Source organism: Streptomyces sp. NPDC059371 (assembly GCF_042751995.1).
GTDB lineage: Bacteria > Actinomycetota > Actinomycetes > Streptomycetales > Streptomycetaceae > Streptomyces.
The window spans coordinates 46,803-69,235 of the sequence record NZ_JBHYXD010000031.1; the positions used below are offsets into that span (position 1 = coordinate 46,803).

General features: G+C 72.9%; 14 protein-coding genes and 1 pseudogene. 9 read left to right on the forward strand and 6 right to left on the reverse strand.

Annotated elements, in window-relative coordinates:
• Positions 1–316, forward strand: a pseudogene (locus ACFXGX_RS19590) (hypothetical protein); the annotation flags it as partial.
• A 21-nt stretch (positions 317–337) separates the two neighbouring features.
• Here ACFXGX_RS19590 and ACFXGX_RS19595 read toward each other — a convergent pair.
• From ACFXGX_RS19595 to ACFXGX_RS19615, 5 genes are all read right to left on the reverse strand, one after another.
• A complete protein-coding gene (locus ACFXGX_RS19595; RefSeq protein WP_384792488.1) occupies positions 338–1,207 on the reverse strand; it encodes a biotin-dependent carboxyltransferase family protein in 870 nt (289 codons plus the stop codon).
• The gene (locus ACFXGX_RS19600; protein WP_384792573.1) at positions 1,204–1,821 is read right to left on the reverse strand and encodes an allophanate hydrolase subunit 1; all 618 of its coding nucleotides are present in this window, start codon (positions 1,819–1,821) and stop codon (positions 1,204–1,206) included. Before ACFXGX_RS19600 ends, ACFXGX_RS19595 begins: the two co-directional genes overlap by 4 nt.
• A 98-nt stretch (positions 1,822–1,919) precedes the next feature.
• Positions 1,920–2,678 carry a LamB/YcsF family protein gene (locus ACFXGX_RS19605; protein WP_384792491.1) on the reverse strand — a complete coding sequence of 253 codons (759 nt, stop codon included), beginning with the start codon at positions 2,676–2,678 and terminating at the stop codon, positions 1,920–1,922.
• 29 nt (positions 2,679–2,707) lie between these two features.
• A complete protein-coding gene (locus ACFXGX_RS19610; RefSeq protein WP_384792576.1) occupies positions 2,708–3,502 on the reverse strand; it encodes a putative hydro-lyase in 795 nt (264 codons plus the stop codon).
• Between the two features lie 56 nt (positions 3,503–3,558).
• Positions 3,559–4,878: an MFS transporter gene (locus ACFXGX_RS19615; RefSeq protein ID WP_384792494.1), complete on the reverse strand. Its 1,320-nt coding sequence runs from the start codon at positions 4,876–4,878 to the stop codon at positions 3,559–3,561.
• Positions 4,879–5,059: 181 nt separating this feature from the next.
• On the opposite strand from ACFXGX_RS19615, the gene ACFXGX_RS19620 reads away from it, so the two are divergent.
• From ACFXGX_RS19620 to ACFXGX_RS19635, 4 genes are all read left to right on the forward strand, one after another.
• Positions 5,060–5,764: a GntR family transcriptional regulator gene (locus tag ACFXGX_RS19620; RefSeq protein WP_384792497.1), complete on the forward strand. Its 705-nt coding sequence runs from the start codon at positions 5,060–5,062 to the stop codon at positions 5,762–5,764.
• Positions 5,765–6,225: 461 nt separating this feature from the next.
• Positions 6,226–7,743 carry a hypothetical protein gene (locus tag ACFXGX_RS19625; protein ID WP_384792500.1) on the forward strand — a complete coding sequence of 506 codons (1,518 nt, stop codon included), beginning with the start codon at positions 6,226–6,228 and terminating at the stop codon, positions 7,741–7,743.
• A 250-nt stretch (positions 7,744–7,993) separates the two neighbouring features.
• Positions 7,994–8,872: a hypothetical protein gene (locus ACFXGX_RS19630; protein WP_384792503.1), complete on the forward strand. Its 879-nt coding sequence runs from the start codon at positions 7,994–7,996 to the stop codon at positions 8,870–8,872.
• Between the two features lie 66 nt (positions 8,873–8,938).
• Positions 8,939–13,573: a hypothetical protein gene (locus tag ACFXGX_RS19635; RefSeq protein ID WP_384792506.1), complete on the forward strand. Its 4,635-nt coding sequence runs from the start codon at positions 8,939–8,941 to the stop codon at positions 13,571–13,573.
• Positions 13,574–13,891: 318 nt separating this feature from the next.
• On the opposite strand, the gene ACFXGX_RS19640 is transcribed toward ACFXGX_RS19635, so the two are convergent.
• Positions 13,892–14,527, reverse strand: coding sequence for a hypothetical protein (locus ACFXGX_RS19640; protein ID WP_384792508.1), 636 nt, complete (start codon positions 14,525–14,527; stop codon positions 13,892–13,894).
• Positions 14,528–14,950: 423 nt separating this feature from the next.
• Between ACFXGX_RS19640 and ACFXGX_RS19645 the strand changes: the two genes are divergently transcribed.
• From ACFXGX_RS19645 to ACFXGX_RS19660, 4 genes are read left to right on the forward strand one after another with little or no spacing between them, the layout of a single operon-like run.
• Positions 14,951–17,923 carry a nitrate- and nitrite sensing domain-containing protein gene (locus tag ACFXGX_RS19645; protein WP_384792516.1) on the forward strand — a complete coding sequence of 991 codons (2,973 nt, stop codon included), beginning with the start codon at positions 14,951–14,953 and terminating at the stop codon, positions 17,921–17,923.
• On the forward strand, positions 17,920–18,360 hold the full coding sequence (locus tag ACFXGX_RS19650; RefSeq protein ID WP_384792519.1) for a roadblock/LC7 domain-containing protein: 441 nt from the start codon (positions 17,920–17,922) through the stop codon (positions 18,358–18,360). Before ACFXGX_RS19645 ends, ACFXGX_RS19650 begins: the two co-directional genes overlap by 4 nt.
• A gap of 9 nt (positions 18,361–18,369) precedes the next feature.
• The gene (locus ACFXGX_RS19655) at positions 18,370–18,765 is read left to right on the forward strand and encodes a DUF742 domain-containing protein (RefSeq protein WP_384792522.1); all 396 of its coding nucleotides are present in this window, start codon (positions 18,370–18,372) and stop codon (positions 18,763–18,765) included.
• A 24-nt stretch (positions 18,766–18,789) separates the two neighbouring features.
• Positions 18,790–22,428 (forward strand): hydantoinase B/oxoprolinase family protein, encoded by a 3,639-nt coding sequence (locus ACFXGX_RS19660; RefSeq protein WP_384792525.1) that lies wholly within the window; start codon positions 18,790–18,792, stop codon positions 22,426–22,428.
• Positions 22,429–22,433: the final 5 nt, after the last annotated feature.

Consider the following 22,433-nt stretch of genomic DNA (forward strand, 5'->3'; position numbering starts at 1 on the left):
CCCAAATATCTCGCGCTGTCTTTATAGCGGTCCAGCGGGGCGGTGGGCGCCGTCGCACCGCTACAGCCCGCCCCGCCCCACGGCCGAGTTCCCCGCGCCGACCCGCACCGCGAGCCTGCTGTGGCTGGCCACGGCGGGAACCGGCTGGGTGGCCAGGCGCTGCACGGACCTGCTGCCTCAGTTGCTCACCCTCGCCGCGTCCGAGGTGCGCCACCGGGCCCGGGGCACCAGCGCCCGACTCGACCTGAGCGCCTCGCACGCCGTCGCGTCCGCCCTGGCGGCCCTGTCGGTCGCGGAACAGCCGGACGTGGCCTGAGGCGCGGAACCCGCGGCGGCCTCAGCGGCGGCGTACGGCCAGGAAACGCACCGGGGTTCCCGGGACCGCCTGAGCGGCCGCCGGAAGGTCGGCGGGACGGACGACCGCGATCACCGGGTACCCCCCGGTGGTCGGATGGTCGGCGAGGAAGACGACCGGGCGGCCGTCGGGCGGCACCTGGACGGCACCCAGCACCAGGCCCTCACTGGGGAGTTCGCCGGAGACGGCCCTCTCCAGTGAGGGCCCTTCCGTGCGCAGCCCGATGCGGTTGCTCGCCGACGAGACCCGGTAGGCGCGGGTCGCGAGCGTCCGCAGGGCCGACGCGGTGAACCAGTCGTCGCGCGGGCCGAGGGTCACGCGCAGAACCAGCTCGGCGGGCGGCGCGCGGTGCGGGACGACGTCCACGCGCGCGTGAAGGGTGCCGGGACTCCCCAGGGGAAGCACCGCGCCGTCCGTCAGCGGCGGCGGGCCGAGCCCCGAGAGGAGATCGGTCGAGCGGCTGCCGAGCACCGGATCGACGGCCACGCCGCCGGACACCGCCACGTAACTCCGTAGCCCCGCGCGCGCGGAACCGATGTCCAGGAGGGCCCCCGCGGGCACGCGGACAGGAGCCCCCCAGGCGACCGGACGGCCGTCCACCCGCACCGGACAGGGCGCTCCGGTCACGGCCACCGTGACCGGAGAACGAGGGCGCAGGGCACATCCGTCGACCGTCGTCTCCAGCACCGCCGCCCCGGCGGGGTTGGCGACGAGCCGGTTGGCCAGCGCCGCCGCGGGCGCGTCCAGCGCTCCCGAGCGCGGTACGCCGAGATGGGCGTGCCCGGGCCGCCCCTGGTCCTGGACGGTGGTCAGGGCACCGGCCCGCACCACCGCGAGGGCCCGGTCGCTCATGAACACCTCTCCGGTACGAAGCGCACCCGCGCGCCGGGTGCCAGCAGCGCGGCCGGTACGCGCGCGTGGTCCCACAGCATCGCGTCCGTCGTGCCGATCAACTGCCAGCCGCCCGGCGAACTGCGCGGGTACACACCGGTGTACGGGCCCGCCAGTGCCACGGAGCCCGCGGGCACCGCCGTGCGCGGGGTCGCCCGGCGCGGCACGTCGTACCGTGCCGGCAGTCCCGTGAGATAGCCGAATCCGGGCGCGAACCCGCAGAAGGCGACCCGGAACTCGGTCGCGGCGTGGATCTCCGGCACCTCGCGCACTCCGACCCCCCAGTGGGCCGCCACGTCCGCCAGGTCGGGACCGTCGTACCGTACGGGGATCTCGACGGTGGCGTCCGCGCGCGCGGTCAGCGGGGGGATGTCCCAGCCGGGCAGTAGTTCCGCGAGCCTGCCGGGGTCGTCCAGACCGTCCAGGAGCACCGTGCGGGCCGCCGGGACGATCTCCCGCACGGACAGCGAGCCCTCCGCGCGGCGCCGCACCAGCTCGGCGTGCAGCGCCTGGGCGGCCTCCCCCGAGGAGACCTCCACCAGCAGCGCCCGCTCGCCGACGGGCAGGACCTTCACACGGCTTCCTCCGCCGTTGTCCGCTTCGCCGTTACCGTCGGCCGACGCCGGGGCCGTACCGGCGTCGGTGGTCGTGCCGGCGTCGGTGGTCGTGCCGCTCACGCGAACGCCTCCACGCGCACGCCCGAGGACTCCAGCCGCGCCCGTACCCGGCGGGCCAGATCGACCGCCCCCGGCGTGTCCCCGTGCAGGCACAGGGAACGCGCCCGGACCGGAACGCGCTCCCCGGAACGGGAGATGACCGTCCCGGAGCGCGCCAGGCCGAGAGAGCGCTCGACCACGGTCTCGGGCTCCGTGATCACCGCGCCCTCCTGGCCGCGGGGCACCAGAGTGCCCTCCTCGGTGTACGCGCGGTCCGCGAACGCCTCCGGGACGACGGGCAGCCCGGCCCCCTCGGCGATCTTCAGGAAGCGCGAGGACGGCAGACCCAGCACCGGCAGACCCGCGCCCGCGAGCAGGACACCGTCGACGACCGCCGCCGCCTGCTCCTCGTCGTGCACGACCCGGTTGTAGAGCGCGCCGTGCGGCTTCACGTACGCCACCCGGGAGCCCGCAGCGCGCGCGAAGACCTCCAGGGCGCCGATCTGGTAGGCCACTTCGGCCGCCAGCTCGTCGGGCGGCACGTCCATGGCCCGCCGCCCGAACCCCGCCAGGTCACGGTAGGAGACCTGGGCGCCGATCCGTACGCCCCGCTCAGCCGCGAGCTCGCACACCCGCCGCATGGTGGGCGCGTCCCCGGCGTGGAAGCCACAGGCCACGTTGGCGCTCGTCACGACGGACAGCAGCCGTTCGTCGTCGGTCAGCCGCCAGCGGCCGAAGCCCTCGCCGAGATCGGCGTTGAGATCGATGGGGGTCATGGGCTGCCGTTCCTCCTCCTCCGGCCCGTTCAGGCCACTCGGTACTGCTCGTCACGCGTGTCCGTGATGAACATCCGGCCGGGCGCGTGGGTGATCGCGAACGGCGGACGGGACGCCATCACGGCCGCCTGTGGCGTCACTCCGCAGGCCCAGAACACCGGGATGTCGTCCGGGGCCGCGATCACCGGATCGCCGAAGTCCGGGCGCGAGAGGTCCTCGATGCCGAGCCCCGACGGATCCCCGCAGTGCACCGGACTGCCGTGCACGGCAGGGAGCAGACTGCTCTCCCGGATCGCCGCGCTCAAGTGCTCGGGCGGAACGGGACGCATCGACACGACCATGGGGCCGCGCAGCCGTCCCGCCGGACGGCACTGACGTGCCGTCACGTACATCGAGACGTTGCGGCCCTGCTCGATGTGGCGCAGCGGGACGCCCGCGGAGCTCAGCGCCCACTCGAAGGTGAAGCTGCAACCGATCAGGAACGACACCAGATCGGACCGCCAGTACGGGACGACGTCCCTGGGCTCGGCCACCAACGCGCCGTGCTCCCACACCCGGTAGCCCGGCAGATCGGTGCGCAGATCGGCGCCCGCGGCGAGCACGGTGGTCCACGAACCGGCGTCGGTGACGTCGAGGACCGGGCACGGCTTCGGGTTGCGCTGGCAGAACAGCAGCATCTCGTACGCCCAGTCGGCGGGCACCGACACGAGGTTGGCCTGGGCATGGCCGGAGGCGATCCCGGCCGTGGGGACCGACAGCCCCGAACGGAACCGCCGACGGGCCCTTGCGGGGGTCCACGCGCGCGCGGGGCCGGCGGTCTTCAGCGGGCTCGGTGAGCCGTCTCCGGGGAGGGCGGGCGGCCGGACCTGGACGGTGTCGTTCACAGGAGCTCCTTGCCGCGCGTCTCGGGGAGTCCGGTCAGGGCGAGCGCGGCGAGGGCGTAGCCGATCGCGCCGAAGACGAGCGCTCCGCCCACGCCCCAACTGTCGGCCAGGAAGCCGACCGTGGTGGGGAAGACCGCGCCGACGGCCCGCCCGGTGTTGTACGCGAAGCCCTGTCCCGTGCCGCGCACCGCTACCGGGTACAGCTCGCTGAGGAACGAGCCGAAGCCGCTGAAGATCGCCGACATGCAGAAGCCGAGGGGGAAACCGAGCACCAGGAGAAGGGTGTTGGCGCCGCTCGGGATGTTCGCGTAGGCGAGGATGCAGGCCGCGGAGAGGACCGCGAAGAGCAGGATGTTGCGCTTGCGGCCCAGTCTGTCGGTGAGGAGCCCGCCGGTGAGGTAGCCGAGGAAGGCCCCGGTGATCAGGAGTGTCAGATAGCCGCCGGTGCCGACGACGGACAGTCCGCGCTCCGTCTTCAGATAGGTGGGCACCCAGGTGGCCAGCGTGTAGTAGCCGCCCTGGACACCGGTGGAGAGCAGGACCGCGAAGAAGGTGGTGCGCAGCAGCCCCGGGTCCTCGGCCGTGCCGGGCCTGAAGATCGCGGTGAACGATCCCTTGTCCCTGCTCTTCTCGCGGACCGCGGCGGCCTCGGGTGCGTCCCGCACCTGGCGCCTGACCCAGACCACGAGCAGCGCGGGCAGCGCGCCGGTCCAGAACATCACGCGCCAGGCGAGGTCGTCGTCGAGGTACTGGAAGACCAGCGTGTAGACGAGCACCGCCAGGCCCCAGCCGACGGCCCAGGCGCTCTGGACCGCGCCGAGTGTGCGCCCCCGGTGCCGGGGGCTCGCGTACTCGGCGACCAGGACGGCGCCCACCGCCCACTCGCCGCCGAAGCCGAGTCCCTGGAGGGCGCGGAACACCAGCAGCGTCTCGTAGTTCGGTGCGAAGCCGCAGGCCACCGTGAACACCGCGTAGGTGATCACCGTGATCATCAGCGCCTTGACGCGTCCGATCCGGTCGGCGACCACGCCCGCGACCGCGCCGCCGACCGCGGACACGACCAGGGTGACCGTGGTGAACAGCCCGGTCTGACCGCTGTCGAGGCCGAAGTAGGCCGCGAGCGCGACCATGCTCAGCGGCAGGGTGAAGTAGTCGTACGAGTCGAGGCCGTAGCCGCCGAACGCGCCGCCGAACGCGCGCCGGCCCCGCGGGCCGAGGGCGCGCAGCCAGCCAAACGCGCCTTCCTGGGAACCGGGTTTACCTGTGACGGACGGCGTGCCGGGGGTCAGGGCCTGGGGTGGAGGGGTCGTGCTCATGGGCACCTCGCAGTGAGGGACGGAGAGTGCATGAGGACTGAGCCGGGCCGTGCGGAAGCATTGGGGCGCTCGGCAGTTCGCGGTGATGTGGAGAGCGCCTGCCCGACAAGGTAGAGGATCGTTGAACGATCCCTCAATACCCGTGTTGTTTCGTTCTCCGGTCTGCGGTTGAATTCCGGGCATGGCAGAGCTGACGGAACTGGCCGACGATCGCGCCCTGTTGGGCCGCACCAGCACCGCCGAGCGGGTCTCGGACATCCTCAGGAGCCGGATCGCCGAGGGCTTCTTCCCGCCCGGGACGCGACTGTCGGAGGACAGCATCGGCGGCGCCCTCGGTGTCTCGCGCAACACGCTGCGCGAGGCGTTCCGGCTGCTCACGCACGAGCGGCTGCTGGTGCACGAACTCAACCGGGGGGTCTTCGTACGGGTGCTCACCGTCGAGGACGTCGAGGACATCTACCGCACCCGGTCCCTCGTCGAGTGTGCCGTCGTCCGCGGGCTCGGCAGTCCGCCCTACGCCGTGGAGGGGATCGCCAGGGCCGTCTCCGACGGGCAGCGGGGGGCGCGCGAAGGTGACTGGAAAGCGGTGTCGACCGCCAACATCCACTTCCACCGCGAACTGGTCGCGCTCGCCGGCAGCGCCCGCACGGACGAGGTGATGCGCAGCGTCTTCGCGGAGCTGCGCCTCGCGTTCCACGTCGTGGACGACCCCCAGCGGCTCCACGAGCCCTACCTCGCGCGCAACCACGAGATCCTGCGGACCCTGCGGTCGGGCGACCGGGACGGCGCTGAGCGCCTCCTCGCGGCCTATCTCGACGACTCGCTCACAGGCCTCGTCGAGGTGTACGCACGCCGGGTGGCCGACGGGGGAGAGGGCACGGGCTGAGGGCTCGGGCCGAGGGCCCGGGCTGAGGGCTCGGGCTGAGGGCTCGGGTCGAGGGCACGGCCTGACGACCTCGCGCGGCGCGCGTGCCCGGCGTGCCCGGCGGGGCCCGGTGTGTGGCGTCGGACACGTGGGGCCGGGCAAGGGTCCCGGACACACTGCGGCTGTCCGGGGTCCGGGGTGCCCAGGGCGAGACGCATGCGGTGGTTGTCCTGGCGGGCCTGTGGCGAGACGCGTGCGGTGGTTGTCCGGGTGTCCGGGCGTGCCTGTGGCGAGACGCGTGCGGTGGCTGTCCGTGCGTCTGGCCGTGCCCACGGCGGGACACGCGCGGTGGCTGTCCGTAAGTCCGGCCGTGCCCAGGGCGACCGGGTCGACCGGGTCGGCCGGGTCGTGGTCCGGCGGGTACGACGGTCGCTTCTGCGCCGTTTCGACCGTTGTCGGACCGAGGACCTAGTCTGTGCACCGTGACTTCGCCTGCATCGACGGACAGCGTTCCGCCCCAGTTCAGCGCGGGGCCGCGCCCGGCGCCGGGCCCGGCCGCCGACGAGGGCCTGGCGCGGCGGCTGCGCGCGCTCGCGTGCACCGCGCCGCTGCACGACCTGGACGTGCGCAAGGCGAACCTCGCGGGTGAGTACACGGTGTACGGCATGGCCGAGGTCGCCCTCGCGGCCATCGATCTCGTCACACTGAACATGGACTTCGACACGGGCGCCGACCACGACCAGATAGTGGCCAGGCTCATCCCGCGCATCGCCGCCCAGGCCCCCGGCCGACCGGTCGCCGAGCACGAGCGCGTGGCCCGCTGGGTCCTGGAGAACCTGATCAACGTCGGCAGCGTCGACCGGGGCTTCCGGGCCGTGTACGGCACTTTCGCACCCGACGGCAGCTATGTCCGCCGCGACTACGACTTCAAGCTGATCGAGGAAGTACCGGGCTACGGGGGAGGCGTCTACCTCCGTACGACCGACGAAGCGGTCAACGTCCTCGTCGGCGCCCTCGACACCGATGTCACCAGCGCGCAGATCGCCGCCGAGGTCAAGCTGGAGGTGCTGATCAGCCGCGGCCGGCTGGCCGACGCGCAGCTCGCCGCCGAGCAGGCCCGCTACCGCACCGTCCAGTACGCGGAAACGCTGCGCAAGGCGCTCGACGCCACCCGGCGCAACGTCCGGGCCGTCGACTGGCTCCAGGCCGTGCCCGACATGATCGCCGAGGCCCTGGACCACGTGGCCGACCGGTACCGCCACGAGAACGCGATCCTCACCAACATCCGCAAGGCCCGCGACGAGTCCGAGGACCCCGAGCAGAAGCGGCGCGCGGCCGAGCTCGTCGACATAGTCAAGGACTGCATCCGCCGCCACACCCAGCTCCAGTCCCGCCTCCTCGAAGCCGGCCCGCTGTTCCGCGCCGAGCAGGACCGGCAGGCCTTCGGCACCCCCATGACGACCTCGGGGATCGACCTCTACGGCCACCTCGTCGCGCCGGTGCTGCCCCTGCCCGTGGAGCGGGCGCTGCGCGTCACCGACGCCTTCTTCGCGCGCGGTACAGGCTTGCGCACCCCCGTCGCCGTACGGGTCGCGGACCTCGTCGACATCCTGCTGACGCCGCCGCTGGAGCGCGAGCACCTCGGCGCGGAGATGCCCGAGCCCGACCTGATCGCCACACCGGACGACAGCCGCTTCAGCGACGAGCAGCTCGCCTCCGCCAAGGAACTGCTGAACCTGCCGCCGGACGCGCCGCGCAGGCTGTCCGGGCTGCTCGCGGAGGCCCGCCGCCGCGATCCCGAGCTGCCCTACCTGGTGGCTCTCCTGGCCGTGCACGCCGCGAGCCCGCCGGTCGGCACCGCCTACCGGCAGGGCGAGGAGCGGCTGCTGTTCGCCGTGGACGACGGGACCGAGCTGGACGACCCGGAATTCGGCGGTGCCGATCTGATCGTCGGCATGGCACTGCTCGACGCGGCCGGGATGAAGGCGGACCGGGCATGAACCTTCCGCCGCGAGAGCGGGCGCACCGAGGGAGGCCCCGGAACGCCGCAGATGCGCACCGCGGGAGGCCCCGGAACGCCGCCGGCGCGCACCCCGCGATGCCCGGGAACCCCGCCACGGGCCGCACCGCCGCGGTGAAGGCGCAGGCCGGTCCCGCGGAGCCGGGCGCCGCCGGTCAGCGAGTCCCGCACGGGACGCGCGTCCGTCCGCCTGCCCGTACCCTCGTAATTTCGAACAAGGAGTCCCAGCCGTGACCGAGCACGTCGAGTGGAGTGAACCGGAGGCCACCGCCGCACCGGCGAACGCCCCCGTCACCCCTGCCGACGCCGCCGACGCGGCGCGGCTCGTCGCCTTCGGGCTGCAGCCCAAACTGCAGCCCGCGCGCGACCAGGAGTACACCGAGCTGCTGCGCCGCTACCGCGAGGACCCGCCCTTCGCGCGGCTCGCCGACGCGGTGGCCGCCGGTCTCGGCCTCGTCGTCCTCGAGGTGTCCCCGCGCGCGGGGATGGCCGTGACCGCCGCCGAGGACTCGGTCTTCGCCGTCCGCATGGGCGACTACGCGCGCCGCGCCTCGACCGACTCCGGGGACCGGTTCCTGCACGGACTCGCCCACCTCGCCGTGGCCGCCCTGGCCTTCCCGCGCCCCGAGGACCTCGCCGACGACGGATACATCGGGCGGGTCTCGGTCAACGGCGTCGACGCGTTCGTACGACAGGCCTGCCGGCGCCTGGAGGAGCGGGCCGAGGAGACCGGCGAGAACACCGACCCGGCGACCGACGCCCCCGGACTTGAGGCGGCCTGGCGGATCTGGGCACGGCGCAGCTCCACCGGGGCCACCAAGGACGCGCGAAGACTGGCCGGCTCGACGACGGGCATCATCGCCAAGGCCGTCGCCTTCCTCACCGACTCCGGGTTCCTCCAGCGCACCGGCGACGACGCCGGCGGGACGTTCCGGACGACGGCCCGCTATCAGCTCCAGGTCCGCGACATGGCGGGCAGCGCGGCCATGGCCGAACTGCTGGAGCTGGGCGTCGTCCCGGTGACGGACGGCACGGCGAGCCTGCTGCCCGCCGAGGACACCGACGACCTGGAGCTCGTGGCCGGAGCCGGACTTCCGTTCCACTCCTGACGTCCGCCCGCCCTCCCGGCTCCCCCTCACGACCTCACCCCCTTTCGACTACGAGAGTCCGCCGCCATGTACGAGCTGTCCCGGGTCCGCCTCTACTCCATCGGGCCCGCCGGTGCGCGTTACGCCGACACTGTGCTGGACCTGCGCGGAGTCGGCGAGCCCGTACCCGACCCGGCGCCCACCCAGGCGGAGTTCTTCGCGGAGGAGCCGGTCGGCCCGCCGCGCCGGCCCGCGCCCGCCGGAGTGCTCTTCCTGGAGAACGGCGGCGGCAAGTCGGTGCTGCTCAAGCTGATCTTCTCGGTCATGCTCCCCGGACACCGCAACACCCTGGGCGGTGCCAGCTCCGGCGTCCTGCGCAAGTTCCTGCTCGCCGACGACTGCGGACATGTCGCGCTGGAGTGGCAGCACACGCTGACCGGCGAGTGCGTGGTGGTCGGCAAGGCGAGCGAGTGGCGCGGGCGGCAGGTCTCCAACGACCCCCGGAAGTTCGCCGAGGCCTGGTACTCGTTCCGGCCGGGACCCGGGCTCAGCCTGGACAACCTGCCCGTCGCCGAGGCCACTTCGGTACGGCCGCCCGGCGAGGGCGTCTCCGGGGCGCAGGGGCGGCGGCGCACCATGAAGGGCTTCCGCGACGCGATCACCGAGGCCGGCAAGGCCTACCCGCACCTGGAGGTGCACTGGGAGGAGATCCACGACCGCTGGAACGAACACCTCGGCGACCTGGGCCTGGACCCCGAACTCTTCCGCTACCAGCGGGAGATGAACGCCGACGAGGGCGAGGCCGCCGGTCTCTTCGCGGTCAAGAAGGACTCCGACTTCACCGATCTGCTGCTGCGCGCGGTCACCGACACCCGCGACACCGACGGGCTCGCCGACCTTGTCGGCGGCTTCGGCAACAAGCTGGGACGACGCGCCGAACTCATCGCCGAGCGCGACTTCACCGCCGGTTCCGTGGACCTGCTCGGCCGGATCGTCGACGCCGCCGGGGCACGGGCACGCGCGCGTGACATCCACACGGGCGCCGAGCGGCGGACGAGGACGCTGGCACGCCGGCTGTCCGCGCGGGCCGTGCGGGAACGTGTGCGCGCCGGTGAGCTCGCCCAGCGCGTGACCGCCGCCGCGTACGCCGTCACCCACGCCGAGGGCGCCCGAGAGCGCAGCGCGCTGATCGCCGCCGAACTCGCCTACCGTCACGCCTCGCTGGCCCTCGCCGGCGCGGAGAAGTCGGCCGCCGCGCAGAAGCGCGAGCTCGCCGACGCGCGCACCCTGCACGCCGCCTGGCAGGCCGCCGAGGCCGTACTGCGCCACCGTGCCGCCGCCGACCGCTCCGCCCGCGTCGCCGACGCCATCCGCGAGGCCGAACGGGACGCCGCGCCCGCGCTCGCGGCCCGAGCCACCGCCGCCGTCGACCTCGTCCGAGCGCTGCACCGGGCCGCCGAGCGCGCCGAGTCGCTCGCCAACGAGGAGGAGGAGCGGTCCGCGGGTCTCCAGGAGGCCGGGGAGACGGCACACGCCGACTCGACGGCCGCCGCCACCGCCGCGCAGCGCGCCCGCAGCGAGATCGGGCATCTGCGTCAGCGGCTGGCCGAGGTCGAGAAGGAGACCGCCGAGGCGGTCCGGGCCGGCTGGCTCGACGACAGCGCCCCCGACGCCGACCCGGCCCGTGCCGCCCTCGCCGCCAGCGACGCGGAGAAGACGGCCGTCGCCGCCTGGGACATCGCCCGCGAGGCCTCACGGCGCGCCGCCGACCAGGCGCGGGAAGCAGGGTCCGCCGAGTCCCGGGCCGAGCTGACGGCCGCCCGCGCGGCGGACGCGGCCACGGCCGCCGAGCGGTCGCACGAAGCGGAACGGCGCACGGCCGAGGCCCTGGCGCGGGAGGAACGGCTCGCGGAACTGCTCGGCCTGCCCGGCTCCGACACCCGCCGAGGCGTTCCCCAGCCGCGCCGCGACGAGGACGCGGACGTCCCGGCCGACACGTCGTCCGGCGCACCGCTGGCTCCCGAAGAGCTCGACCGGTACGCCGACGACCTCCGCGGACTTCTCGACGAGACCGTCGCCTCCGCCGAGCGGCAGCTCTTCGACCTGCGCACCGCCGCCGCCGACGACGCCCGGATCCTCGGGGCGCTCGGCGACGGCGGACTGCTGCCGCCCGGACCGGACGTGCTGGCCGCCGTCGAGTACCTCGGCGAGCACGGCATCCCCGCGCTGCCCGGATGGCGCTACCTCGCCCAGGCCGTCGACCCCGTCGACCACGCGCGCGTCCTGGCCGCCCGGCCCGAGCTCGTCGACGGCGTGATCATCACCGACCCGGACACCCACGCGCGGGCCCGAGAGGTCCTCGGCGAGGCGGCGCTGCTGCCCCGCTCGACGGTGGCGGTCGGCACGGCCGCCGCCCTGCTCGCCCCCACCCCGGCCGCCGGCACGGACGACGGCGGGGTCTTCCTCGTCCCCCCGAACCCGGCCATGCACGACGAGCACGCCGCGGACGAGGAGCGCCAGGCGCTGCGCGCCCGGACCGGTCTGCGGGACGAAGAGATCCGCACCCTCGCCGGCCGCCTCGGCAAGGACCGGGAGCTGGCCGCGCGCCTAGCCTCCTGGCGCGCCGGCTGCCCCGCCGGACGGCTCACCGAGCTGGCCACGGCCGCCCGCGACGCGCGCGCGTTCGCGGAGGAGACCGAGGCCGAGCTCGCCGAGGCCCGCGCCGTCCGGGCGGAGGCGGACGAGACGGCTGCCGAAGCGGCCCACGTGCGCGACGAGCGGCAGGAGGCCGCCCAGAAGGCCCGGCGTGCCGCCGACGCGCTCGCCGGACTCGCCTTCCGGCTGCGCGAACGCGCCGGATGGCAGGTCAACCTCCGCGAACTCGCCGACGAGGCGGCGGAATCGGAAGCCCGCGCGCAGGTGTGCCTGGAGCGCGCCCGCGCCGCCGACGAGGACCGCCGCGGCGCCCAGCGTGCCGCCGACGACGCCCGCCGCACGGCCCGTGCGCTGCGCGCCGAACGCGCCGAGATCGCCGGCGCCCCCGACGACGTCACGCAGGACGGGTCGGCGGCCGCCAAGGACTCGCTGCCCGCGCTGCGCGAGGCCTACCGGGCCGCGTCGCAGCTCTACGAGAAGGTCGGCGTCGGCGCCGACCTGCGCGCCGAGCAGGCACGGTCCGAGAGCGACGAGAGCGCGGCCCTCGCGGACCTGGACCGGCTCAGCAACAAGGTCCGCACCCGCGCCGGCCAGCTCCTGGAGTCACCGGACGGTTCGGACGGCCCCTCCCGGCAGGCCGCCGTGGCACGGGCCGAGGAACTGATGCAGCTCCTGGAGACCCGGATGTCGACCGCGAGCGAACAGCTCGGGCGGCTGCGCGGCGAGGCGGAGCGGCACGCGCCCGAGGAGGGCGAGACGCACACCGAGCTGGCGGACGAGCTGGTTCCGGTCGACGCCGAGCAGGCCCAGACCCTGCTCCGCACCGCCACGACCGAACTCGTCTCCCGCACCGAGGCGTTGAACGGCGCCCGCGAGGCCCACGCGGAGCTCCTCGACGCCCACCGGTCCGCCGAGGACGCGGCCGGCGGCTTCGACGAGACCGCCGCGCTCCTCAGGGACCTCCTCCGCGAGCACGTCGACGAGGAGCAGGACGAGTCCGAGCCCTATCCGGGCACCCTCGAAGAGGCGCGGAACTCCGCCGCCGAGAGCCGCCGTTCGCTGCGCGGCTGCGCCGCCGATCTGACCACGGCCGAGGCCGCCGTCCGCGAGGCCGGCGACATCCTCGTCCGCCACGCGAACTCCACGCGCTACGAGCAGGTGCGCACCCCCGCCCGGCAGCAGATCCGCGAGCTGCCCGCCTCCTCCCTGTCCGAGCACGCGCAGAAGTGGGCGGACGCGTTCGCGCCCCGGCTGCGTGTGCTGACCGACGAACTGGCGCAGTTGGATCGCAACCGGGGCTCGATCGTGGACCGGCTGCGCGGACTCGTCGAGTCCTCCCTCGCCACTCTTCGGTCCGCCCAGCGGCTGTCCAGGCTGCCGGAGGGACTGGGGGAGTGGTCGGGGCAGGAATTCCTCCGCATCCGCTTCGAGGAACCCGACCAGGCCACCCTCACCGAGCGGCTCGGCGAGGTGGTGGACGAAGCCACCCGCGCGGCGGTCAAGAAGAACTCCGACATGCGGCGCGACGGCATGTCGCTGCTGTTGCGCGGTGTCGGTGCCGCGCTCCAGCCCAAGGGCGTCGCCGTCGAGATCCTCAAGCCGGACGCCGTACTGCGCGCCGAACGCGTTCCCGTCGGGCAGATGGGCGACGTGTTCTCCGGCGGCCAGCTCCTCACCGCCGCCATCGCGTTGTACTGCACGATGGCGGCGCTGCGCAGCAACGACCGCGGCCGTGACAAGCACCGGCACGCCGGCACCCTGTTCCTCGACAACCCCATCGGGCGCGCCAACGCGACGTATCTGCTGGAGCTCCAGCGGGCCGTCTCGGACGCGCTCGGCGTCCAGCTCCTCTACACGACCGGTCTGTTCGACACGACCGCGCTCGCCGAGTTCCCCCTCGTCATCCGGTTGCGCAACGACGCCGACCTTCGCGCCGGGCTGAAGTACATCAGCGTCGAGGAGCACTTGCGGCCGGGCCTGCCGCGCGAGGCGGCCGCCGGGGAGGCCGTGCACACCGAGATCACGGCGACACGGATGTTCAAGCGCCCGGCACCGGTGACCCCGTAGCGACGGAGCCGAAGGGCGGGGGGAATCGCGTGCCGTCAGCGGTCGGCGACGCGGTTCCCCGCACTTCGCGCGGTGCGCTTTTCCTTGCGGCTTCTCTCCTTGGGGGCGGCCGCCGGAGCGAACTGTCCGAGGGCCGCTCTCCGTCACCGACGTCGTGACAGCGAGGGAGCCCTCGTGCCCGGCCGCCCAGCGCCCGGCGGCCGCCCAGCGCCCGACCGTCGGGCCGGGGCGCCGGGGGCGACCGGTCCGTCGGCCGGCCGAAGTCCGAAGAGCAGCCGCTCCGCGGTCGGACCGAGGCGCGCAGCGGCTGCCGCTCCGCTACGAGTGCGACAACTGCCCGGCCCCGCCCCGCCTGCGTATCCGCTCCTGGGCACGCGCCGCGATCCGTGCCTGGCGCCTGGCCTTGCGGCGCTCGCGTCGAAGCGCCCGTGCCGTGCTGCTCGGCACCGACACCACGCCGTTCCGCTGGTTCCACACCTGCCGCGTCACCCACACGTCCAGGGCGGCCCACGTGGCGACGACCGTACTGGCCACACTGCTGATGACCATCGGGAAAGCCAACCAGGACTCCGTCATCGTGCACAGGAACGCCACCACGGCCTGTATCAGCGTGACCGAGATGACGAGCACCGCCCGCACCGCGGACGTACGCACCGGATCCGGCAGCCGACGCCTGCGCGCGGGTTCCTCGATCCACAACGGCCGGTAGTACGCCCGTTCCTCGTGCTCCTCGTATCCGTACGTGCCGACGCCCTTCTCCTCGGCTCGGCCGCCCCCGCGAGGGCCGGTCTCCCGGAGGTCCGCCGCGTCGGGCCCGTCCTTCGCCGACCGCGCGTCCGGACGGTCGTGCCCCGCTGCCGGAACGCCGTCATCCGGTACCAGGGTGGCCAGTTGTGCCGCCTTTCCTGTCGCAACCTCAGCAGCGGGTGACCCGCTCCGTTCCGCCGTGCCCATCAACTTGTCACTCCCCACCGCCCAGCAGTCCTCTCGCACGGGTGTCTCACGACCCCCGCCCCCCAGTGGCTGCCCGGCTTGCGCTCTTTTACGCCGACTGAGCGCGGCATGCGGCACCTGTGGCCGATTCCGCCCTCAATTCCCGTACAGACAGACGAACGACCTGCCCCGAAGATTCCCGCCGAGCGAAGAATTTCGGCCAACTGACGAAGTTCCCCGCTCCGATGGGATCCGGCCCCAAGTGCCGTATCCGGGGGCGCAATCTCCCCCAATGAACGGACAACTCCCCATGCCTCCTTCCCCGTCGGGCCGGATCCACCCTCCGGACGGTCTTCGAGTTGTCTCTGTGTCAGTAGTAGGCTCACGCCGTTTGTTGACGCACATGTGTACCCCCTGACCGAGGGGGTCGAGCTGGGGGAGGCCATGCGCTTTCGCGGGAAGTCCATCCGCCGGAAGATTGTGGCGCTGCTCCTCGTGCCCCTGGTGTCGTTGACCGGGATCTGGGCTTTCGCCACCGTGCTGACAGGTCGTGAGGCAGGCCGGCTCTTCAGCGTCTCCGAGGTCGTGCAGAAGATCGGCTACCCGGCCGAGGACACCGTCAGGGTTCTCCAACGGGAACGCCGGCAGACACTCGTCTACCTGGCCGATCCTCGCGCCTCCGACGGACTCGCCGCGCTCAAGCGCAGCCGCGGCGCCACGGACCGCGTCCTGGCGAAGGTCCGCAGGAACGCCGGCGCCAAGGGCGTGCGCGAGGAACTCGGCGGAGGCACCACGGAGCGCCTCACCTCGCTCCTCGACGCCGTCGACGGGATCTCCTCGCTGCGCAGCGGCGTCGAGGACGGCACCTTCGACCGCGTCCAGGCCCTCCGCCTCTACGACCGGCTCATCGATCCCTGCTACGCCCTGCTGGCCAACCTGCACGTGGTCGACGACGTGGAACTGGACAAGGAGAGCCGCGCCCTCGTCAATGTGTCCCGCGCCCGCGAGCTGCTGTCCCGTGAGGACGCCCTCCTCGGCTCCGCACTGGTCGCCGGACACCTCACGCGCGACGAACTCCGCCAGGTCTCCGACCTCGTCGCCCAGCGCACGCTGCTGTACGACGTCAGCCTGCCGCTCCTTCCCTCGTCGGACCGCGCCCGCTTCGAGCGCTACTGGGGCAACGCCGGCACCGGGCCGCTGCGCGCGGCCGAACGGGCGGTCGCCGCCTCGACGGACGGCTCGCCCAGCGGCGTCACGGCGAAGAGCTGGGACGGCGCGGCCGGGCATGTGCTCTCCGAGCTCGGCGAACTCGAGGACCTGGCGGGCGACCACTACCGGGACCGGGTCAGGCCCGTGGCCATGAGCGTCATCCTCCAGGCGGTCGGTGCGGGCGTGGTCGGCCTCATCGCCCTGCTGACCTCGCTCGTCATGTCCGTACGCATCGGCCGGAGCCTCATCCGCGACCTGCGGCGCCTGCGCATGGAGGCCCACGAGGCGTCCGGCGTACGGCTGCCCAGCGTCATGCGCCGGCTCTCCGCGGGTGAACAGGTCGACATCGAGACCGAAGTGCCGCGCCTGGAGTACGACAGGAACGAGATGGGCGAGGTCGGCCAGGCCCTCAACACCCTTCAGCGCGCCGCCGTCGAGGCGGCCGTCAAGCAGTCCGAACTGCGCGAGGGCGTCTCCGAGGTCTTCGTCAATCTCGCCCGCCGCAGCCAGGTGCTGCTCCACAAGCAGCTCACCCTCCTCGACACCATGGAACGCAGGACCGAGGACACCGACGAACTGGCCGACCTGTTCCGCCTCGACCACCTCACCACCCGCATGCGCCGCCACGCCGAGGGACTCGTCATCCTGTCCGGCGCGGCGCCGTCCCGGCAGTGGCGCAAGCCGGTCCAGCTCATGGACATCGTCCGCGCCGCCGTCGCCGAGGTCGAGGACTACGAACGCGTCGAGGTACGCCGGCTGCCGCGCGTCGCCATCACGGGCCCCGCCGTCGCCGACGTCACCCATCTCGTGGCCGAGCTCCTGGAGAACGCGACGGTGTTCTCGCCGCCGCACACGGCCGTCCACGTCGTCGGTGAACGCGTCGCCAACGGCTTCACCCTGGAGATCCACGACCGCGGCCTCGGTATGACCGCAGAGGCGCTGCTGGACGCCAACCTGCGGCTCGCCGAGACCCCCGAGTTCGAACTCTCCGACACCGACCGGCTCGGCCTCTTCGTGGTCAGCCGGCTCGCCCAGCGGCAGAACGTCCGCGTCTCGCTCCAGCCCTCCCCGTACGGCGGCACCACCGCGGTCGTCTTCATGCCGGACGTGCTGCTCACCGACGACGTCCCGGACACCAACGGCATCGGATTCCGCCTCGACCGCACCCTGCCCGCCAAGGGGCGCAAGACCGAGGAACGCCCCGGCGCGACACTCACCGAGTCGTCGGCGCGTCTGCCCGGTCTGCCCGCCTCGGTCCTCGACGGCCCCGTCGAGCTGGACGCGCCCGTCGACCTGGACACGCTCACCGGATTCCCCGGCGCGCTCGGCGACGACGACAGCGAACGCGGAGGACTGTTCCGTCCGCGGCGCTCGATCGCCGGGGTGCCCACAGGGCGCCGCCAGCAGGCCGGAGACGGCGACGAAGCCGCCCGGCCGGAGGACGACGACCGTCCGGACGGAGCTCCGGTCCCGCTGCCGCACCGCCGGACGCCCAAGCTCGTCAGCTCCCACGGCCGTCCCGTCACGGGGACCAGATCGTGGCGCGACCAACTGGACGAGGGCACGACCCCGGACCTCGAATCGGTGCGGGACCCCGGACCGGGAGAGAACGAGGACCGCCGGGAACACCGCGTGCCCGAACTCGAAGGCGCCAAGCCACTGCCCAGGCGGCACGGCGAGCGGCCCGCCGTCCCGGCCCGGCGCGGCGGTGAACGCTCCGGCGCCCCCGGTGGTCCGGGAGGCTTCGGCACACCGGGGAGACCCGCTCTCCACGAGGCACCCGAACCCTCCGGCGCACCCGGTCTCCGTGAGAACACCGGCCGTCCGGACACGTCGGGCCACCACGACACCCCGGCCCTGCCCCGGCGCACCCGCACCACGGCGTCCCCGGCGAGCCCGGACGGCGAAACGACTCCCCGCCGCGACACCGCGAGAGGGCAGGCGGAAGCCGGTACGGCCGCGCTGCCGCGGCGTGTCCGGCAGGCGAATCTGGCCCCCCAGTTGAAGGACGGACCGGCGCGGCTCGCCGAGCGCGGCAACGGCCGCGACCGCACGGGGCCGGACCCCGCCGAACGGGACGCCGACGAAGTACGCAGTCGCATGGCCTCGCTCCAGCGTGGCTGGCAGCGCGGCCGCGAAGAGAATGCCGAGGGCGACCAGGCCCAGGACGGCTCAGAACGAGGAACGACAAAGGGGGACGGTCGATGACCGCACCGAAGGCCGCAGGGCCCGCCGCGACGAGCAGTGTGTCCGGCGAACTGAACTGGCTGCTCGACGAACTGGTGGACCGCGTCGCCAGTATCAACAAGGCGATCGTGCTCTCCGGCGACGGCCTTCCGACCGGGGCCTCGAAGGACCTCACCCGGGAGGACAGCGAACACCTGGCCGCCGTCGCCTCCGGCTTCCACAGCCTCGCCAAGGGCGTCGGCCGGCACTTCGAGGCGGGCAGTGTCCGCCAGACCGTCGTCGAACTCGACGAGGCGTTCCTGTTCGTCACGGCCGCCGGTGACGGGAGCTGCCTCGCCGTCCTCTCGGACGCCGACTCCGACGTGGGCCAGGTCGCCTACGAGATGACGCTCCTCGTCAAGCGGGTCGGCGTACATCTGGCCTCCAGCCCGCGCACCGATCTGCCTTCGGGCGGGTAGTGGGATGACATGAGCGGAGACGGTCAGGGAAGACGCCACTGGTTCGACGACGAGGCGGGCCCGGTGGTCCGCCCGTACGCCATGACCCGCGGCCGTACCACCAGCGCGGCCCAGCACCGCCTCGATCTGATCGCCCTCGTGGTCACGGAACTGCACGCCGAGGACCCCGAGGCGGACCACTCGCTGTCCCCGGAACACGTGGACATCGTCGAACTCTGCCGTGACGTCCCCCAGTCCGTCGCCGAACTCGCGGCGGAGCTCGATCTGCCCATCGGAGTGGTGCGGGTCCTGATCGGGGATCTGGTGGATGACGAAAAGGTCCATGTGACACGTCCCGTTCCCCCTGCCGAACTGCCGGACGAGAGTATTCTGCGCGACGTGATCAGCGGCCTCCGGGCGCTCTGAGCTGGGCGGAAACGGGGAACAGACGTGACAGGCTGGCAGTTCTGGGTCGACCGGGGCGGGACCTTCACGGACATCGTCGCGCGGCGCCCCGACGGAAGGCTGCTCACGCACAAGCTGCTGTCCGACAATCCGGCCCGCTACGCCGACGCGGCCGTCGCGGGCGTCCGTGAACTCCTCGGCGGCGAAGGGGACACGGATGCCCCGGTCGACGCCGTGCGCATGGGCACGACCGTCGCGACCAACGCCCTCCTGGAACGCAAGGGCGAGCGCACACTCCTCGTCACCACCCGGGGTTTCCGTGACGCCCTGAGCATCGCCTACCAGAACCGCCCGGCCATCTTCGCCCGCGCGATCGAACTCCCCGAACCGCTCCACGAGCGGGTGATCGAGGTCAACGAACGGATCGCGGCGGACGGCACCGTTCTGCGCGCCCCCGACCTGGACGCCCTCGCCGCATCCCTCCAGGAGGCCTACGACGACGGGATCCGCGCGGTCGCCGTGGTCTGCATGCACAGCCATCTCCACCCCGCCCACGAACAGGCCGTGGGCACGCTGGCGACACGAGTCGGCTTCCCACAGGTCTCCCTCTCCAGCGAGGTCAGCCCGCTGATGAAGCTGGTGCCGCGCGGCGACACGGCCGTCGTCGACGCCTACCTGTCGCCCGTGCTGCGCCGCTACGTCCAGCAGGTCGCCACCGAACTCCGGGGCGTACGGCTGATGTTCATGCAGTCCAACGGTGGCCTCGCCGAGGCCGGACAGTTCCGCGGCAAGGACGCCATCCTGTCGGGCCCCGCCGGCGGCATCGTCGGCATGGCCCGGATGTCGCAGCTCGCCGGCTACGACCGCGTCATCGGATTCGACATGGGCGGAACGTCCACGGACGTCTCCCACTTCGCCGGGGACTACGAACGGACCTTCACCACACAGATCGCCGGAGTCCGGCTGCGCGCCCCCATGCTGGACATCCACACGGTCGCCGCGGGCGGCGGATCGGTGCTCCACTTCGACGGTTCCCGCTACCGCGTGGGCCCCGACTCGGCCGGGGCCTCCCCCGGACCCGCCTGCTACCGCAACGGCGGTCCCCTGACGGTCACCGACGCCAACGTCGCCCTCGGCCGCGTCCAGCCCGCGCACTTCCCGAAGGTGTTCGGCCCCGGGGGCGACCAGCCCCTGGACGCCGCTCTCGTCCAGGAACGCTTCACCGCCCTCGCGCACGAGATCCACCGGAGCACCGGCGACGCCCGTACTCCCGAGCAGGTGGCCGAGGGCTACCTGCGGATCGCCGTGGCCAACATCGCCAACGCCGTCAAGCGGATCTCCGTACAGAAGGGCCACGACGTCACGCGCTACGCGCTCACCACGTTCGGTGGCGCCGGAGGCCAGCACGCGTGCGTGGTCGCCGACTCGCTCGGCATCCGCACCGTCCTGGTCCCGCCCATGGCAGGCGTCCTGTCCGCCCTCGGCATCGGACTCGCCGACACGACGGCCATGCGCGAACAGTCCGTCGAGACACGCCTCGAACCGGCCTCGATGCCCGGCATCCTCAAGACCGCCGACGATCTGGAGAGCGCCACCCGCGCCGAACTCCTCGCCGAGGACGTCCCCGAACACCGCATCCGGATCACCCGCCGGGCCCAGCTCCGCTATGACGGCACGGACACGGCACTGACCGTCGAGCTCACCGAGCCCGACACCATGACCCACGCCTTCGAAGAACGTCATCGCGCCACCTACTCCTTCACCCTCGACCGTCCGGTCGTCGTCGAAGCCCTCTCCGTGGAAGCCACCGGTCTCACCGAACCCCCCGATCTCTCCGCCCTCGCCCCCGACGAGGCCCCACCCGCCTCCCGCCCCGCCACCGCGCCGACCGTCCGACTGCACACGGGCGGCGCCTGGCGCGAGGTGCCCTTGCACCAGCGCCGGCAACTCCGGCCCGGCGAGACCGTCGACGGGCCCGCGATCATCGCCGAGGCAGGCGCGACTACCGTCGTCGACGACGGCTGGCGGGCCGCGACGACCGACGACGGGCAGCTGGTCATGGAACGCGCGGCGGTCACGGAGAGTTCCGATCTCGGTACTCAGGCGGACCCCGTTCTGCTCGAGGTCTTCAACAACCTCTTCATGTCCATCGCCGAACAGATGGGCGCCCGGCTGGAATCGACCGCCCAGTCCGTCAACATCAAGGAGCGCCTGGACTTCTCCTGCGCCCTGTTCGACCCCGACGGAAACCTGGTGGCCAACGCCCCTCACATCCCGGTCCACCTGGGCTCGATGGGCACGAGCGTGCAGGAGGTCCTCCGGCGGCGCGGCGACGGCATGCGGCCCGGTGACACCTACGCCGTCAACGACCCGTACCACGGCGGAACCCATCTCCCCGACGTCACCGTGATCACCCCGGTCTTCGACACGGAGGGTGAGCGGATCCTGTTCCACGTCGCCTCGCGCGGCCACCACGCCGAGATCGGCGGCATCGCCCCGGGCTCCATGCCCGCGAACAGCCGCACCATCGACGAGGAAGGCATCCTCTTCGACAACTGGCTGCTCGCCGAGAACGGACAGTTCCGGGAGGTGGAGACACAGGCCCTGCTCACAGCGCCGCCGCACCCCTCGCGCAACCCGAAGACGAACCTCGCCGACCTGCGCGCCCAGATCGCCGCCAACCGCAAAGGCGTCGACGAGGTCGGCCGGATGATCGAGGACTTCGGGCTCGACGTCGTCCAGGCGTACATGAGGCACGTCCAGGACAACGCGGAGGAGGCCGTGCGCCGCGTCATCGACACACTCCAGGGCGGCGAGTGCGCCTACGAGACGGACTCGGGGGCGGTCATCCGGGTCCGCGTCTCCGTGGACCGCGAAGCACGCTCGGCCACCGTCGACTTCACGGGCACGTCGGCGCAGCTCGGCACCAACTTCAACGCGCCCTTCGCCGTCGTCAACGCCGCTGTCCTGTACGTCTTCCGCACCCTGGTGGACGACGACATCCCGCTCAACGACGGCTGCCTGCGCCCCCTGCGCATCGTGGTGCCGCCGGGGTCGATGCTCGCCCCGGAGCCCCCGGCCGCCGTCGTCGCCGGCAACGTGGAGACGTCCCAGGCGATCACCGGCGCCCTGTACGCGGCTCTGGGAGTCCAGGCAGAAGGCTCCGGCACCATGAACAACGTGACGTTCGGCAACGAGCGCCACCAGTACTACGAGACCGTGGCCTCCGGTTCGGGCGCCGGCGACGGCTTCCCCGGCGCCCCCGTCGTGCAGACCCACATGACCAACTCGCGGCTCACCGACCCCGAGGTCCTGGAGTGGCGACTGCCCGTCAGGCTGGAGGAGTTCGCGATTCGACACGGCAGCGGCGGCCCCGGACACTGGCGGGGCGGCGACGGCGCCGTACGACGTATCCGCTTTCTGGAGCCGATGACCGTCTCGACACTGTCGCAGCACCGCAGGGTGCCGCCTTACGGCATGGCGGGCGGCGAACCCGGTGCTCTGGGCGTCAACCGGGTCGAGCGCGCCGACGGCACCGTCACGGAACTCGGCGGAAGCGATACGGCGGACGTCGGACCCGGCGACGTACTCGTCGTCGAAACCCCCGGCGGCGGGGGCTACGGCCCACCGCCGCACGGCCCCACACAAGCAGGAGAAGAGAACCTAGATCGTAGGGCCGTCTGATCCCG